The organism is Streptococcus sp. ELY_86, from assembly GCF_058314495.1.
On the sequence record NZ_JBZFUK010000003.1, the window covers coordinates 201,612 to 215,790 of the forward strand.

At 42.4% G+C, this 14,179-nt stretch carries 17 protein-coding genes; 14 read left to right on the plus strand and 3 right to left on the minus strand.

The window, feature by feature from the left end:
• Complete coding sequence (locus tag AC4HAN_RS06485; RefSeq protein WP_491091772.1) at nt 1-1,056, minus strand: SDR family oxidoreductase; 1,056 nt, start codon at nt 1,054-1,056, stop codon at nt 1-3.
• A 174-nt stretch (nt 1,057-1,230) separates the two neighbouring features.
• Between AC4HAN_RS06485 and AC4HAN_RS06490 the strand changes: the two genes are divergently transcribed.
• From AC4HAN_RS06490 to AC4HAN_RS06550, 13 genes are all read left to right on the plus strand, one after another.
• Complete coding sequence (locus tag AC4HAN_RS06490; RefSeq protein ID WP_027975836.1) at nt 1,231-1,692, plus strand: MarR family winged helix-turn-helix transcriptional regulator; 462 nt, start codon at nt 1,231-1,233, stop codon at nt 1,690-1,692.
• Nucleotides 1,693-1,702: 10 nt separating this feature from the next.
• On the plus strand, nt 1,703-2,389 hold the full coding sequence (gene tsaB / locus AC4HAN_RS06495) for a tRNA (adenosine(37)-N6)-threonylcarbamoyltransferase complex dimerization subunit type 1 TsaB (protein WP_491091773.1): 687 nt from the start codon (nt 1,703-1,705) through the stop codon (nt 2,387-2,389).
• A complete protein-coding gene (gene rimI, locus AC4HAN_RS06500) occupies nt 2,389-2,829 on the plus strand; it encodes a ribosomal protein S18-alanine N-acetyltransferase (RefSeq protein WP_491091774.1) in 441 nt (146 codons plus the stop codon). The genes tsaB and rimI overlap by 1 nt, the downstream gene beginning before the upstream one ends.
• A 26-nt stretch (nt 2,830-2,855) precedes the next feature.
• Entirely contained in the window at nt 2,856-3,866 is a 1,011-nt protein-coding gene (tsaD, locus tag AC4HAN_RS06505; RefSeq protein WP_491091775.1) for a tRNA (adenosine(37)-N6)-threonylcarbamoyltransferase complex transferase subunit TsaD, read from the plus strand.
• Nucleotides 3,867-4,058: 192 nt separating this feature from the next.
• Nucleotides 4,059-4,991 carry a sugar phosphate isomerase/epimerase family protein gene (locus AC4HAN_RS06510; RefSeq protein ID WP_491091776.1) on the plus strand — a complete coding sequence of 311 codons (933 nt, stop codon included), beginning with the start codon at nt 4,059-4,061 and terminating at the stop codon, nt 4,989-4,991.
• Between the two features lie 27 nt (nt 4,992-5,018).
• On the plus strand, nt 5,019-6,389 hold the full coding sequence (locus AC4HAN_RS06515; protein WP_491091777.1) for a PTS transporter subunit EIIC: 1,371 nt from the start codon (nt 5,019-5,021) through the stop codon (nt 6,387-6,389).
• A gap of 56 nt (nt 6,390-6,445) precedes the next feature.
• Entirely contained in the window at nt 6,446-7,183 is a 738-nt protein-coding gene (locus AC4HAN_RS06520; protein ID WP_027975842.1) for a DeoR/GlpR family DNA-binding transcription regulator, read from the plus strand.
• 142 nt (nt 7,184-7,325) lie between these two features.
• A complete protein-coding gene (locus AC4HAN_RS06525; RefSeq protein ID WP_491091778.1) occupies nt 7,326-7,976 on the plus strand; it encodes a ribulose-phosphate 3-epimerase in 651 nt (216 codons plus the stop codon).
• Nucleotides 7,973-8,422 carry a ribose 5-phosphate isomerase B gene (gene rpiB, locus AC4HAN_RS06530; RefSeq protein ID WP_491091779.1) on the plus strand — a complete coding sequence of 150 codons (450 nt, stop codon included), beginning with the start codon at nt 7,973-7,975 and terminating at the stop codon, nt 8,420-8,422. The genes AC4HAN_RS06525 and rpiB overlap by 4 nt, the downstream gene beginning before the upstream one ends.
• A 90-nt stretch (nt 8,423-8,512) precedes the next feature.
• Nucleotides 8,513-9,211, plus strand: a complete 699-nt coding sequence (locus AC4HAN_RS06535; protein WP_491091780.1) for an AzlC family ABC transporter permease — start codon at nt 8,513-8,515, stop codon at nt 9,209-9,211.
• Entirely contained in the window at nt 9,201-9,527 is a 327-nt protein-coding gene (locus AC4HAN_RS06540; RefSeq protein ID WP_491091781.1) for an AzlD domain-containing protein, read from the plus strand. Before AC4HAN_RS06535 ends, AC4HAN_RS06540 begins: the two co-directional genes overlap by 11 nt.
• Nucleotides 9,528-9,595: 68 nt before the next feature.
• Nucleotides 9,596-10,111, plus strand: a complete 516-nt coding sequence (locus AC4HAN_RS06545; protein WP_491091782.1) for an O-acetyl-ADP-ribose deacetylase — start codon at nt 9,596-9,598, stop codon at nt 10,109-10,111.
• A 128-nt stretch (nt 10,112-10,239) separates the two neighbouring features.
• A complete protein-coding gene (locus AC4HAN_RS06550; protein ID WP_491091783.1) occupies nt 10,240-11,016 on the plus strand; it encodes a DUF4931 domain-containing protein in 777 nt (258 codons plus the stop codon).
• Between the two features lie 168 nt (nt 11,017-11,184).
• Here AC4HAN_RS06550 and aao read toward each other — a convergent pair whose 3' ends face one another.
• Nucleotides 11,185-12,357, minus strand: a complete 1,173-nt coding sequence (gene aao / locus AC4HAN_RS06555) for an aminoacetone oxidase (RefSeq protein ID WP_491091784.1) — start codon at nt 12,355-12,357, stop codon at nt 11,185-11,187.
• Between the two features lie 133 nt (nt 12,358-12,490).
• On the opposite strand from aao, the gene AC4HAN_RS06560 reads away from it, so the two are divergent.
• Entirely contained in the window at nt 12,491-13,003 is a 513-nt protein-coding gene (locus AC4HAN_RS06560; RefSeq protein ID WP_491091785.1) for a DUF536 domain-containing protein, read from the plus strand.
• 221 nt (nt 13,004-13,224) lie between these two features.
• Here AC4HAN_RS06560 and AC4HAN_RS06565 read toward each other — a convergent pair whose 3' ends face one another.
• The gene (locus tag AC4HAN_RS06565; RefSeq protein ID WP_491091786.1) at nt 13,225-14,106 is read right to left on the minus strand and encodes a LysR family transcriptional regulator; all 882 of its coding nucleotides are present in this window, start codon (nt 14,104-14,106) and stop codon (nt 13,225-13,227) included.
• Nucleotides 14,107-14,179 lie beyond the last annotated feature (73 nt).

Genomic DNA, 14,179 nt, shown 5'->3' on the forward strand with positions numbered 1-14,179 from the left:
TTAGTTCAAATAGCCGTAATTGCGGTACCAGCGGACAGCATCTAACAAGGTTTCTTCAAAGGGTCTGAAATGTCCGCCAAGTTCCTGCTCAGTTTTTTCATGGTTAAAATATGTTCGAAGATATTCTTCGGCTGTAATGTCTGCTACCTCTTTACTGACTAGAACAGGCTTACCCGTTACCCTGTGATAAAGCTCATTCCATTGTGCTAACATTTGAACCAGAAAACTTGGAATATGGCGTTTTGGAGCAGGAATGCCTGTGATTTTTTCCAAGGTTTTGACAATCGTTTCCATAGTCATATGACGCCCCGCTGCCAAATAGCGTTCACCTCTGCGTCCGTATTTTAGGGCTGAAATATGAATGGCGGCAACATCTCTGGCATCAACGACACTGTAGCTGGCTTTGGTGATAATACCCGGTAATTTTTGTTGCATGTAGTCCAAAATCAGCTGTCCGGTAGCTGTTGGTCCCATATCTCCCGGACCATACATCGAACCGGGTAGAACATAGCAAATAAAAAGATCGGGATGCTTGTTAAGGAAATCATTTACAGCCTTCTCGCTTAAAATTTTGCTGCGGTAGTAATTGAGCTTAGTATCAGGATTTTGTGACATAGTCTCATCAATGGGCTGATTGCGTTCACCTTTTAGTACGGCAATAGACGAAGTGTGCACTATTTGACGGATACCGGCGTCATAAGCAGCCTGCATCAGATTAATAGTTCCTGTAATATTAGTATCATAAAGTTCCTGCCAATGTTTTCCGCCCTTGTGGTTGTCTCGGAAGAAAGCTGCTGTATGAAAAAGACTGTCGTAGTCGGCTAAGTAGGATCGGTAGCTTTCCGGATCAAGCATATCTCCTTTGACGTATCGGATTGGTAAATTCCTAAATTGCAGCTTAGCTTTTTCCTCGGAACGCACTAAAGCAGTGACTTTTATACCTTGATCAAGCAAAGCACGAACAAGATTATTGCCTAAAAGTCCTGTAGCGCCGGTTACAAAGGCGTGTTTAACAGTTCTTTGATGTTTTGATGCAGCAGTATTGATATCTGTCATAATAGCTTCCTTTTCTTAATTGAATGACTTATAAAACTAGTTATCTACAAAATAGATGACATGTCATCTATTTTGTAGATATTTTCTATTTTTAATAGTTAATTGTCAACAATTTAGCTAAACTAGTGTAAAATAGAAAAGAGATTAATCTGATTTTTAAAAGGGAAGTACATAATGTCATTAAAAGGTTCTCAATTTAGGTATTTATTTAGAAGTGCTGAAAAACGTGCAACAAAGGAGTTGGGCAGGCTGCTGGATCCTTTGGGAATAACGCCTAATCAGGGAGAAGTTATTGTTGTATTAGGAAAGCACGCTCCCTTGTCTTTGAAAGAGTTAGGAAATTTGCTTATCTGTGAAGAAAAGAGCCCTAGTAGGCTGGTGCAATCACTTATTAAAAAGGGCTTGGTAACTAAAGAAAAATCTGCCAGTGATGGCCGCAGTTCTCTCTTATCTCTAACGATGGCAGGTCAAAAATTGCTTCCTAAAATTGAAGAATGCGAGAGTGTCTTTGATCAAAAATTAGAGAAAGACTATCCAGAAATTGAAATACTCAATCAAGCCTTAAAATCCTATATTACAGGCAGCTCTTACGAAGAAAAACTCAAGCGCCGTTTGCTCTGGGATGAGAAGAAATAAAGGAAAAGTTATGAAAATTTTAGCATTTGATACGTCAAGTAAAACGATGTCCGTTGCTCTTTTAGAGGAGGAGCATCTTTTGGCATCTATGACCTTAAATATTAAAAAAAATCACAGTGTCAGTCTGATGCCTGCGATTGATTTTCTGCTGCAGTCAGCAGATTTGAAGCCAGCCGATTTAGACCGTATTGTGGTTGCGGAAGGACCCGGTTCCTACACGGGTCTGCGTGTGGCTGCAGCTACCGCTAAAACGCTGGCTTATGCACTTGCTATTGACCTAGTGGGCGTCTCCAGTTTGCAGGCACTTGCTCTCAGCAGTCACTCGAAGGGCTTGGTTATTCCTATCATGGATGCCAGACGCCGCAATGTCTATGTTGGTTTCTATGAAAATGGCAAAGCAGTAGAAGCTGACCAGCATGCAGCATTTCAAGATGTTTTGGAACATTTGCAGGGGAAAGAACAACTGACCTTTGCCGGAGAAGTGGCAGCTTTTCATGAGGAAATTTTACAGAATTTCCCGCAGGCTCGGGTAATTGAAGTGCTTCCGTCTGCTCTTGAAATCGGTAAGGTCGGTCAGCACCTGCCAGCAGTTGATGCCAACGCTTTTGTTCCTAACTATCTGAAGCGGGTGGAAGCAGAAGAGAAATGGCTCAAAGATCATAAGGAAACATCGGATTCTTACATCAAGCGGGTATAATGATGAGAGATGAAAAGAATCTGGGAACAGCCGCGGTTGTTTTTGCCATTTTAGAGGATGTTTATACTCAGTCTCCTTGGAGTCAAAATCAGATTTTGGCGGATATGAACCGAGCAGAGGCGGATTACTTTTTTGCCTATGAAGGCAGGGAGATTGTTGGTTTTTTATCCATACAGCACTTAGTGGGGGAGCTTGAAGTCACTAATATTGCTGTTAAGAATGCTTATCAGGGGAAAGGGCTGGGCAGTCAGCTTATGAGCACCTTCATAAAAGATGAACAGCTGCCTGTCTTTTTGGAAGTTAGAGCTTCCAATCAGGCTGCGCAGAGTCTTTATCAAAAATTTGGCTTTAAAGCTGTTGCCAAGCGAAAAAACTACTATCGCAATCCATCTGAAGATGCTATTTTGATGAAGCGGGAAGGACGCTTTGCAGGTTTTTAAACAAGGTAAAAAAAGAAAGTAAGATAATGACAGACAGATATATTTTAGCCATTGAATCGTCTTGTGATGAGACCAGTGTGGCCGTTTTAAAAAATGACAATCAGCTTTTAAGTAACGTTATTGCCAGTCAGGTGGAAAGTCACAAGCGCTTTGGCGGCGTCGTACCTGAGGTTGCCAGCCGGCATCATGTAGAGGTTATTACCTTGTGCATAGAAGATGCTTTAAAAGAGGCTGGTATTCAAGCAGAAGATTTGTCAGCTGTTGCGGTGACTTACGGCCCGGGGCTTGTTGGAGCACTGCTGGTTGGAATGTCAGCAGCCAAGGCCTTTGCTTGGGCGCACGGTTTGCCCTTAATTCCGGTTAATCACATGGCAGGGCACTTGATGGCAGCCCAGAGCACTGCTGATTTGCAGTATCCGCTTTTGGCGCTTTTGGTATCGGGCGGCCATACCGAGCTGGTCTATGTAGCAAAAGCAGGCCAGTACAAGATTATCGGGGAAACGCGGGATGATGCGGTAGGAGAGGCTTATGACAAGGTCGGACGAGTGATGGGGCTGAGCTATCCTGCAGGGCGTGAGATTGATGAACTGGCTCATAAAGGGCAGGATATCTATGATTTTCCAAGAGCGATGATTAAGGAAGACAATCTGGAATTTTCTTTTTCCGGATTAAAATCGGCCTTTATTAACCTTCATCACAATGCCAAACAAAAGGGAGAAGAGCTGCCTGTTGAAGACCTGTGTGCATCTTTTCAGGCTGCTGTCTTAGATATTCTTTTGGCAAAAACGAAAAAAGCTTTGGAGCAATATCCTGTCAAAACGCTGGTGGTAGCAGGAGGAGTTGCGGCTAATCAGGGACTGCGGGAACGTCTGAAAGAGGAAATATCAGATGTTAATGTTATTATCCCGCCCTTGCGGCTTTGCGGAGATAATGCCGGCATGATAGCCTATGCTGCTGCTGTAGAATATCAGAAAGGGCATTTTGCAGATTTGGATTTAAATGCTCGGCCAAGCTTAGCTTTTGACAGTTTAGAATAGATGTGTCATCAAGAAGTAAGACTAAAACGGAATTTTTAAAGGTTTTGTTTTAGTCTTACTTCTATTTTTTGGCCTCAAAGCGGAAAAATCCGAAAATAATTGAAAAAATATTAAAAAAAATGATAAAAAATGATTGAAAACGCTTAACAAAAAGATTATAATACAGTTGTAGCTACACAGAAAGGAAATATTATGAAATTAGCAACACGCATCAATTCATTTTTACCTGTCAATAACAATGATATCAAGGAGGTTTTTAAACGTTTCAAAGAGCTGGGTCTGGAATATGTTGACCTCAACTATCCGGAGCATGTCAAAGGCTATGAAGCAAAAGAGATGAAGTCCCTGCTGGCGGACAATAATTTAGCTTTAAACGGAGTTGCCTTGCGTTTTAGGGAAGACTTTATCAATGGTGAATTGGGGAATGCAGACCCTCAGGTTGCCCAGGAAGCTCTGCAGCTGTGTAAGGATGCTGCTGATTACTGCCGTCAGGCAGGCGGGAAAGTTGTCACCATTTGGCTGGGTTTTGATGGCTTTGACTACAGTTTTCAAATAAACTATCAAAAAGTTTGGCAGCAGCTGACATCTGCCTATCAGACGATTGCAGACTATGCACCTGACTTGCATATCAGCATTGAATACAAGCCTTTTCAGCCACGGGCTTATGCCTTTATTGACAGCATGGGTGTGACTGGTATGATGCTGCATGATGTCAACAGAAAAAACGTCGGTGTAACACTGGATTACTGTCACATGCTGATGAAGCACGAGAATCCGGCTTTTGCTGCGGATCTTTTTGGCAGCCAAAATAAGCTTTACGGTATCCACCTCAATGATGGCTACGGTCTTAATGATGACGGGCTTATGATTGGGACTTCTTCACCTTTTAAGACGCTTGAGCTGCTTTATTATCTGAAGAAGCACCAGTATGACGGGGTTATCTATTTTGATACCTTCCCCGTTATTGAGGATGCATCAAAGGAATGCGAGCAAAATATACAGATGATTCAGTATCTGGAACATTTGATTGATAAAACAGGACTGGAGTACATACAGTCTGTTATTGATAAGAATGACGCGGTAGCGGCAAGTCAGCTGATGCTTGAGTTTTTTAAGGGAAATTAAACTTTCCATCAATTAAAGGAGAATAAAATGGTCGATTACAAAAAAACAGCCAAAGAGATTTTAAATCACATCGGCGGCTCTGAAAATATTTTGAATATGACGCACTGCGCAACCAGACTGCGTTTAAATTTAAAAGACAGCTCCAAAGCAGATGATGAAGCTGTTAAAAATGTTGATGGTGTTGTGGATGTCATCAACAAGGCCGGCCAGTATCAGATCCTGATTGGTACAGAGGTTCCCCATGTTTACGATGAATTTGAAATTCTGGTTAAGGGAAATGAGAATAACAGCTTGGATGAAGGAGGAGAAGAAGGCGGCAGCCTCATCAGTAAAGTGTTCTCAGCTATTTCTGGTATTTTTGCTCCTCTTTTGCCGGCTTTAGCAGGCTCCGGTATTTTAAGAGGTCTGCTTATTCTTGCAGTGCAGCTGGGTCTGGTCAGTGAAAAAAGCGGAACTTACGCTATCTTATTTGCTGCATCAATGAGCGTCTTTTACTTCCTGCCTGTTTTGCTGGCCTTTACCTCTGCCCGGCGTTTTGGTGCCAGCCCTTATATTTCAGCTTTGATCGGGGCTGCACTGCTGCATCCTGATTTTATCGCCTTGCTGGGAAAAACAGGGAATGGGGCAATGACCAATTTCTTTGGTATTCCGGTTGTTTTGATGAATTATAATTCAACGGTTGTTCCAATCATTTTAACCATCTGGGCTTATTCTTATCTTTATAAATGGCTGGATAAACATATCCCTGAAACACTGAAACTGGTTGTTGTTCCCTTGATTTCTCTTTTAATTATGGTGCCTTTAACGGTTATTGTTATTGGACCAGTGGGTGTATATGGCGGCGAATTGATTGCTAATGGCGTCAACTGGCTGATTGAAAGAAGCGGCCTTCTGACAGGAATTGTCATCGGCGGCGGCTGGAGTGTGCTGGTCAGCTTTGGTATTCACTGGGCGGTCAATCCGATTATGATCAATAATATCTCTCAAAATGGTTTTGACTATATCTGTCCTCTTACCTTTGCCTGTAATTTTGCCGTTATTGGAACAGCAATCGGCGTTTACCTCAAAGGAAAAGACAAAAATTTGAGAAATTTTGCTCTGACCGGTGTGGTAACGATTGCTTTATCGGCTATCATTGAACCAACGTTATTTGGTCTCTTGGTCAAAAATAAAAAACTGTTTCTGGCTCAAATTATCGGCGGTGCTGTCGGCGGAGCGTACTTAGGCCTTACCAAAGTGGTGACGAATGCCTTTGTTTTCGGCAGTGTAACAACTTTTCCAGCTTTCATTGCAGGCAATGCCAATGTTATCAATGGAATCATCGGCCTTGCCATTTCGGTAGTTGTCGGCGGTATTTTAGGCTATATTTTCACGACGAGGGAAGATAAATTAGCCTAAATGAAAATGTAGGGTAAATATGGTATCATTATTACTATAAAGTGAAGGTGACTATAATGATTCCATATGAGAGACAGCAAAAGATATTAAGAATTATTGAAGATAAGGAAATTGTAAAAATTGACCAGCTGCAAGAATTGATCAGCGGCGTATCAATGTCAACCTTGAGACGGGATTTAAAAGAATTGGAGAAAGCTCGCAAGATTGAAGCTTTGTCAGGAGGAGCGGTGAAGCTTAATTCGACAGTCAGAGAGATACCGATTTCGCAAAAAAGCACTCTCAACAGTGATAAAAAGGCGAAAATTGCTCAGCTGGCTGCCAGAGAAATCACAGACGGTGATGTGATTTATCTGGATTCAGGTTCGACCTGCTCAGCTCTTTTTGAGCAGATTTTTGACAAGAAGATAACGATTTATACGACCAACACGGATATTTTGGCTTTTCATGAACCGATTGCAGCTAAAATTATTCTGCTGGGCGGTGAATACAATCCCAAAACATCTTCTTTGAAAGGAAGCCTGACCGAGGAAAATTTAGGAAATTTGTATTTTGACAAGGCTTTCTTAGGGATAAACGGTCTGTCAAAAGCCAGCGGCGGAACAACACCGACACTGGCAGAAGCTGTTAAAAAGAGGATTGTTAAGGAACATTCCAACCAGTTATTTCTGCTGTGTGACAGCTCAAAATTCCACAAGACCTCCAATGTTAAAGCCTTTGATTTGAAGCACCTGACAGTGATTTCTGATCAGTTTGATGCTTCCATTAATGATATTGTCTCTTTAAAGGTAAAATGATAGCTGCTTAGTAATGGTCAAGATCCAATTTCTGATATTTTTCGGGAATTGGATTTTTTATACACTTTGACAATCAAACCACTGCTTTGCCGCCAGGTCGGTGTTTGATTATCCTTAGTTATCCTTTGGAAAGGAGAGTAGTATGGCAAAATTATTGTGTCCAAGTATGATGTGTGCTGACTTTGGGAACCTCAAAAAAGAAGTGACAGAGCTTGATCTGGCCGGGGCAGATAGTTTTCACTGCGATGTGATGGACGGCAGTTTTGTGCCAAATATAGCAATGGGAGTCATGGATATTGACGCTGTCCGGCAGCATACCAATAAAATAGTGGACTGTCATCTTATGATTGAAAATCCCGGCAGTAAGATTGACTGGTTCATCAATGCCGGTGCTGATTTGATTTACATTCATCCTGAGAGTGAGCGCTATGTTTCAAAGACGCTGGCCTACATCAAAAGCAGAGGAAAGCTGGCCGGTCTGGCTATTAACCCTGATACGAATCCCTTGACTGTAAAGGAAGTTTTGGGGCTGTGCGACTATCTTTTGGTAATGACAGTTAACCCAGGCTTTGCCGGTCAGGCATTTCTGCCAACAGTCAAAGAAAAAATCAAAGTTTTGCTTGATATGAAAGAAAACTATCATTACAAGATCATCATTGACGGTGCCTGCAGTCCGCAAATCATAGCTGAACTGTCAAAAATGGGCTGTGATGGATTTGTTTTGGGAACCAGTGCGCTTTTTGGCAAAGAAAAAAGCTATCAGGAATTAATAAAGGAGCTGCAAAAATTATGAAAATCGGAATTGGCAATGACCATGTTGCTGTTAGCTACAAAAAAGCCATCAGTGATTACATCAGAGAAGCCTACGGCTATGAAGTCGTTAATTTTGGAACAGACAGTAGGGAACGTTTTGATTATCCTCAGTCGGGCAGGGCAGTTGCTCAAGCGGTTGCTGAGGGCCGGGTTGACAAAGGAATCTTAATCTGTGGGACAGGCGTTGGTATTGGTATCGCAGCCAATAAGGTCAAGGGTGTGCGCTGTGTTATCTGCAGTGAGCCTTATTCAGCTAAGCTTTCCCGCCAGCATAACAACACCAATGTTCTTGCATTTGGAGCGCGTGTCGTAGGGATTGAACTGGCGAAGATGATTGTAGATAGCTGGCTGACGGCAGAATATGAGGGCGGCCGCCATCAAAAAAGGCTGGATCTGATTGAGGCGATAGAAGCAGACAATTTATAAAAGCAAACAGATAAAAATGCTCTTGTTCCCGTGTTCAAGAGCATTTTTGTGTGCTATAATGAAAATATTATAGAAAATGTGAGGGATTTGATGCAAGAAAAAGGATTTCGGGAAGGAATGAAAGATGCTGCGCCGACAGCTTTAGGTTACATTTCCATAGGCCTTGCTTTTGGCATTGTGGCAGCTGCTGCCGGTCTGTCTCCTTTGGAAGTCGGGCTGATGAGCCTTTTGATTTACGGAGGCTCTGCTCAGTTTGCTATGGTTGCGATGTTTGTTTCAGGTGCGGATTTAGGAACAATTACACTGACTGTTTTTTTGGTTAATCTGCGCAATATGCTCATGAGCCTGCATGCAACAACCATCTTCACCAAGTCCAGCCTCTGGCAAAATATCGGCATTGGCACACTGATTACTGATGAAAGCTACGGCGTTTTGCTGGGAGAAAATGTCCATAACAAAAATATTCAAACAAGCTGGATGCACGGCAACAATCTTCTCAGCTACTCAGCCTGGGTTTCGGCTAGCGTTGCAGGAACTTTACTGGGCAACACCATTCCAAATCCGGAAAATTTCGGTCTTGATTTTGCTCTGATTGCCATGTTTATCGGGCTTTTGGTCAGTCAGTTTGATGCCATGGCTTTGACAGAAGGCACCAAAAAAATTTTTCTTGTTCTCTCAGCAGTTGCAGGAAGCTTTTTGCTGCTTTCGATGCTGATTTCAGAAGCTTTGGCAGTGCTCTGCTCAACTTTGATTGGCTGCGGAGTGGGGGTGATGCTGGATGAGTCTTGATTCTTATGTCTTAACCGCTATTTTATTAGGTTTTGTGGTCAGCTGGCTGCCCCGGATTGCTCCTTTTATTCTGGTCAAATATAAGGGTCTGCCTGATATTGTGGTGCGTTTTTTGAAATATCTGCCGGTATCTATCCTTTTTGCCCTGACTTTTTCTAGCCTTCTTGATGAAAAAATCGGACACTTACCGCACGTGCACTGGCTGGAAGTGTTAGCCAGTCTTCCTGCTTTTTATATTGCCTATAAGTCCAAAAATTTACTCTATGCTGTTTTAACAGGAATTGCGGCTATGGCTGCGGTTCGCCTGCTGTTTTAATAGACAGCAGACTGCCAAGAGGATATAAATGAACGATTTGTCGGAGAATCATTATTGAGGTACTGCTTATGCTGAAAATTATCCAAGGAGACATTACCAAGATCAGAAATGTTGATGCTATTGTCAATGCAGCCAACCGGACCTTATTGGGAGGCGGGGGTGTAGACGGTGCTATTCACAGGGCTGCAGGCAAAGAACTGCTGGAAGAATGTAAAAAGCTTGGCGGCTGCAAGACCGGTCAGGCCAAGCTGACAAAGGCTTATAATCTTCCTTGCCGCTACGTTATTCACACGGTTGGTCCGGTGTGGCACGGCGGCAGAGAAAAGGAAGCCGACCTGCTTGCCTCCTGCTATCGTGAGTCTTTGAAGCTGGCAGCTCAATATGGGATTCGCCGGATTACTTTTCCGTCAATAGCAACAGGAGTTTATCACTTCCCGGTTGACAAGGCTGCTCAAATTGCCTGTGCCGAGGTCAGCAGTTATATCCGAGAACATCCGGATACTTTTGATCTCATCGAATGGGTCTTGTTTGATGAGAAAACTTACGCTGCCTATGACAGCTGCATTAATAATTCTATACAGTAAAGCAGCAGGCAAATTATTTATAGCTGATTTTTGAACAAGTTCCGGCGAAAAGCCGGTTCTTTTTGCTTCAATCACCAAAAATTATGCTAGAATAATCTCATAAACAAGTCAGAGAGGAAAACATTGCCATGACTTACCGTAAGCTTACTTTTAATTCCAATATTGCCAGCCAAAAACCCAGTAACAAGGACACTTGTCCCTTTTGTGATCAGACGGAGCTGGGCAAAATTTTAGACAGTAAAAAAGACATGATTTGGGTGGAAAATAAATTTCCTGTCTTGCAAGACAGCTATCAAACCTTAATCATTGAGTCCGACTGGCATGAAGGAGACATCTCAGCTTATGATCTAACAGTCAACCGTCAGCTTTTTGACTTTCTGTTTGAAAAATGGGCAGAGCTTGAAGCTTGCAAGGATTACCGCAGTGTTGTTCTCTTTCGTAATTTTGGCCCCTTGTCCGGCGGAAGCCTCAGACACCCGCATTCGCAGCTTGTGGGCTTTAAAAATATAGATGCCTATGCAGCTTTGGATAAGAAAACTTTTGCTGGTTTGGAGATATATAAAGGATCTAAGCATGGGCTTGAAATTACCATATCTTCCTATCCTTTGCAGGATTTTACAGAATTTAATGTCAGAATTTCTGATATCAGTGACTTGGATTGTCTGGCAGACAGTGTTCAGCTGCTCAGCAGCTATATCCTCAATGAGTTTGCGGGCGGCCGCTGCAGCTCCTATAATTTGTTCTTTTATCGTTTTGGGGGAGAAATTTGCTGCAAGGTCGTCCCGCGTTTTGTGACGTCAGCTTACAATATTGCTTATGGCATTCATCAGGTCAATCAGCTAAAAAGTTTAGAGGCTGTCAGAGATGATATCAGGGCCAAATTCCTTGATAAAATGAAACAGTAATGAAGCAGCTTTGCAAGAAAAAACAGTTTAGCAGAATATCTTGATGACAGCGCTAAAAAGCTGAGATCAATAGAGAATCTCAGCTTTTTAAAATTTATCCATTAACTATAAAAATCGAAATTTCCAATCGCCGTCGTCTTGTGTGGAAGAAATGCAAAAAGCTAATTTTCACAGAGCAACGCTGCCGGCGACCCAACCGGTGCACAGTGCAGAAGTAATATTAAACCCGCCTGTGTGAGCGTTGATGTCCAGAACTTCACCGGCAAAGAAGAGTCCCGGAATTTTTTTGCTTTCCAGTGTTTTAGGATTGATTTCTTTGAGTTCAACCCCGCCTTTAGTGACAAAAGATCTGGCCAAGGACATCTTGCCGGTAATTTTAATCGGCAGTTTTTTGAGCTTGTCTGCCAGTTCTTGTGTTTGGCTTGGGGACAGGTGTTTAATTTTGTCGGGCAGTTCGGCAGTCAGAAAGTCGGCGATACGTTCGGGAACCAAACCTTTAAGAGCATTTTTGCAGGATTTTTCACGATTTTCCTGAAAATAGCTGAGCAGATCAGCAGATGTCATCTGCGGCAAAAAGTCCAGATGAGCTGTTTCGCCGCCGGAAACAAAGCTGGATAGCCGAAGCGCAGCAGGACCGGACAGACCAAAATGCGTAAAGAGCAAATCGTGCGTGATTTGGTGTTTGCCGCAGCTAAGTGTCACATCATCAAGTGAGATCCCCTGCAGAGCTTTGTGAGGAAAATCTGTCAGCAGAGGACTTTCGGCTGCTTCGAGAGGCGTTAGACTAAGGTTGAAATGGCGGGCAATTTCATGGCCAAATCCTGTTGATCCGGTTGAGGGATAGGATTTGCCGCCTGTTGTGACAATCAGTTTTTGACAGGTAAAGGTCTGGTCTTTTGACTTGACCTGAAAGAGGTCATCTCTTTTTTTGACTGAGGTGACTTCTGTATTAGTCAGCACAGTGCCGCCGGTTTCTTGAATTTTTGCCTCCAGAGCGCGGATGATTGTCTGTGATTTATCCGTTACTGGAAAGACGCGCCCATGATCTTCAACTTTCAGGGCTACCCCATTTTCCTCGAAAAAATGGATAATATCATGATTATCAAACTGGGAAAAGACACTGTAGAGAAAGCGCCCGTTGCCTGGGATGCCTGCCATCAGGTCATCGAGGCTGCCGTTATTGGTGACATTGCAGCGGCCGCCGCCGGTACCGGAGAGCTTTTTGCCGAGCCTGCGGTTTTTCTCGATGAGGAGGACTTTTTGCCCGTAACTTCCAGCAGAAACAGCAGCCATCATACCGGCAGGTCCGCCGCCGATAATAATCGTATCAAAATGTATCATACTGTCATTCTAGCATAAATCTGACAGCTTTGACAGGCTTTTGAAAAACATTGCTTTTCCTGCCGTAAATTGACAGATTAAGGGTGATATGATACTATTTTCATAGTATAAATTCTGTAAAAATGAGGATATTATGGCAATTGAAAAGACAGTCAGTGAATTGGCTGAAATTCTGGGAGTGAGCCGGCAAGCAGTTAATAACCGTGTGAAATCTTTTCCTGAAGAATACGTTGAAAAAAATGATAAGGGGGTTACGGTTGTCAATCGTGCCGGTCTTATCAAATTAGAGGAAATTTATAAAAAAACAATCTTTGAAGACGAACCTGTCAGTGAAGAAGTAAAGCAGCGGGAATTTCTTGAAATTTTAATTGACGAAAAAAATACGGAAATTACGCGTCTTTATGAGCAGCTGAAGGCTAAAGACAGCCAGCTGGATTCAAAGGATGAGCAGCTGCGGATTAAGGATGTTCAGATTGCTGAAAAAGATAAACAGTTAGACCAGCAGCAGCAGCTGACCCTGACAGCTATGCAGGATAAGGAACAGCTCAAGCTGGAACTGGATGAAGCAAAAGCAGAGGTCGAAGAGATTCAAAATCAGCAAGAGGGTGTCAAAAAAGGTTTCTTTGCCCGTTTGTTTGGGAAATAGCAGTTATTTTCAGTGCGCTGTCTGCCATATGTGAAAAAGGATTTAGTTCTGTAGAAAACAGAAACTAAGTCTTTTTTTGTTTTCTGCTTAGACATTTAAGAAATCAGGACAGTGTGAAAATCGATTTTCAATAATCCGGAAATTGTCAAAAAGATTGTATTGAGCATCTCAACAGCGATTCTCCTCTTCATTTTATGCTCAGCTTCAAACAAAGGGAGGCTTTAATCAACAGCGTCAAGCAGTTTAATCAATTTTTTAACAGGCTCTGCTAATACAGAATGCTTGGAGTAGGCATAACTGACATGAAAATCAATACGATCCTGTTTGGCAAGAGGAATCTTGATCAAATGATGGTTATCTGAACCTAAAGCGATATCTGAAAGCAGTGAGATTCCCAGATTTTCAGAGACCATTTGTTTAATAATAGAAACATCGTCAATTTCAAAGAAGGGAACGGCTTTGTTCTGATAGCGTTGGTTGAGCTCCTTGAAAGCTGCTAAATGGGTATTGTGCTCATCCAATAAAATAAATTTTTCGCTGACAACATCTTTGAAAGCCAGTTCTTTTTCATTTGCTAAAGGATGTTCAGGGGACAAAACAAGGTAGAGAGGTTGTTTAAACAGAGGCGTTATGTCTAATTGTTCATAGCTGAGCGGCGAGAGTGATCCCAGCAGACTGAAATCCAGCTGCCCGTTTAGCAGTTTGATGAGTAAGGACTTGGAACCTCCTCGAATGGTTTTGAAGTGGGAAAATACCGACAAATCTTTTGATGCATTGACGAGTTTGCTCATAAGATAATTTCCGATAATCGGAGGAAAGCCGATCGTCAGCTGTGGTTTGAGGGATTGTTTAACCTCATTGATTCCCAAACGGACATGCAGCAAAACCTCCTCAATATGATGAGCAAAAATATCGCCTTGAACAGTTAGAACAACTGTCCGATGGGAGCTGTCCTTGATAACTAAATCGCAGCCCAATTCTTCCTCCAGACGTTTAACAGCATAAGATACAGTCGGCTGGCTGACATGAAAGTGCCGGGCTGCTCCTGTGTAGGATTTTATAAGAGACAAGTGATAAAAGTATTCTAAATCTCGTAAATTCATATATTCTCCTTTTACGTCCATCTTAACATAATTTTAGAGCTGTTATAAATAATATTTATCAAAACTGTAAGGT

Bases quoted from the DNA above. Each gene is read 5' to 3' on its own strand.
- AC4HAN_RS06565 (WP_491091786.1), bottom strand. From the start codon at position 14,106: ATGAATTTACGAGATTTAGAATACTTTTATCACTTGTCTCTTATAAAA.
- rpiB (WP_491091779.1), top strand. From the start codon at position 7,973: ATGAAAATCGGAATTGGCAATGACCATGTTGCTGTTAGCTACAAAAAA.
- AC4HAN_RS06535 (WP_491091780.1), top strand. From the start codon at position 8,513: ATGCAAGAAAAAGGATTTCGGGAAGGAATGAAAGATGCTGCGCCGACA.
- AC4HAN_RS06515 (WP_491091777.1), top strand. From the start codon at position 5,019: ATGGTCGATTACAAAAAAACAGCCAAAGAGATTTTAAATCACATCGGC.
- AC4HAN_RS06490 (WP_027975836.1), top strand. From the start codon at position 1,231: ATGTCATTAAAAGGTTCTCAATTTAGGTATTTATTTAGAAGTGCTGAA.
- AC4HAN_RS06560 (WP_491091785.1), top strand. From the start codon at position 12,491: ATGGCAATTGAAAAGACAGTCAGTGAATTGGCTGAAATTCTGGGAGTG.
- tsaB (WP_491091773.1), top strand. From the start codon at position 1,703: ATGAAAATTTTAGCATTTGATACGTCAAGTAAAACGATGTCCGTTGCT.
- AC4HAN_RS06545 (WP_491091782.1), top strand. From the start codon at position 9,596: ATGCTGAAAATTATCCAAGGAGACATTACCAAGATCAGAAATGTTGAT.
- AC4HAN_RS06520 (WP_027975842.1), top strand. From the start codon at position 6,446: ATGATTCCATATGAGAGACAGCAAAAGATATTAAGAATTATTGAAGAT.
- AC4HAN_RS06485 (WP_491091772.1), bottom strand. From the start codon at position 1,056: ATGACAGATATCAATACTGCTGCATCAAAACATCAAAGAACTGTTAAA.
- AC4HAN_RS06540 (WP_491091781.1), top strand. From the start codon at position 9,201: ATGAGTCTTGATTCTTATGTCTTAACCGCTATTTTATTAGGTTTTGTG.
- AC4HAN_RS06525 (WP_491091778.1), top strand. From the start codon at position 7,326: ATGGCAAAATTATTGTGTCCAAGTATGATGTGTGCTGACTTTGGGAAC.
- AC4HAN_RS06510 (WP_491091776.1), top strand. From the start codon at position 4,059: ATGAAATTAGCAACACGCATCAATTCATTTTTACCTGTCAATAACAAT.
- aao (WP_491091784.1), bottom strand. From the start codon at position 12,357: ATGATACATTTTGATACGATTATTATCGGCGGCGGACCTGCCGGTATG.
- rimI (WP_491091774.1), top strand. From the start codon at position 2,389: ATGATGAGAGATGAAAAGAATCTGGGAACAGCCGCGGTTGTTTTTGCC.
- tsaD (WP_491091775.1), top strand. From the start codon at position 2,856: ATGACAGACAGATATATTTTAGCCATTGAATCGTCTTGTGATGAGACC.
- AC4HAN_RS06550 (WP_491091783.1), top strand. From the start codon at position 10,240: ATGACTTACCGTAAGCTTACTTTTAATTCCAATATTGCCAGCCAAAAA.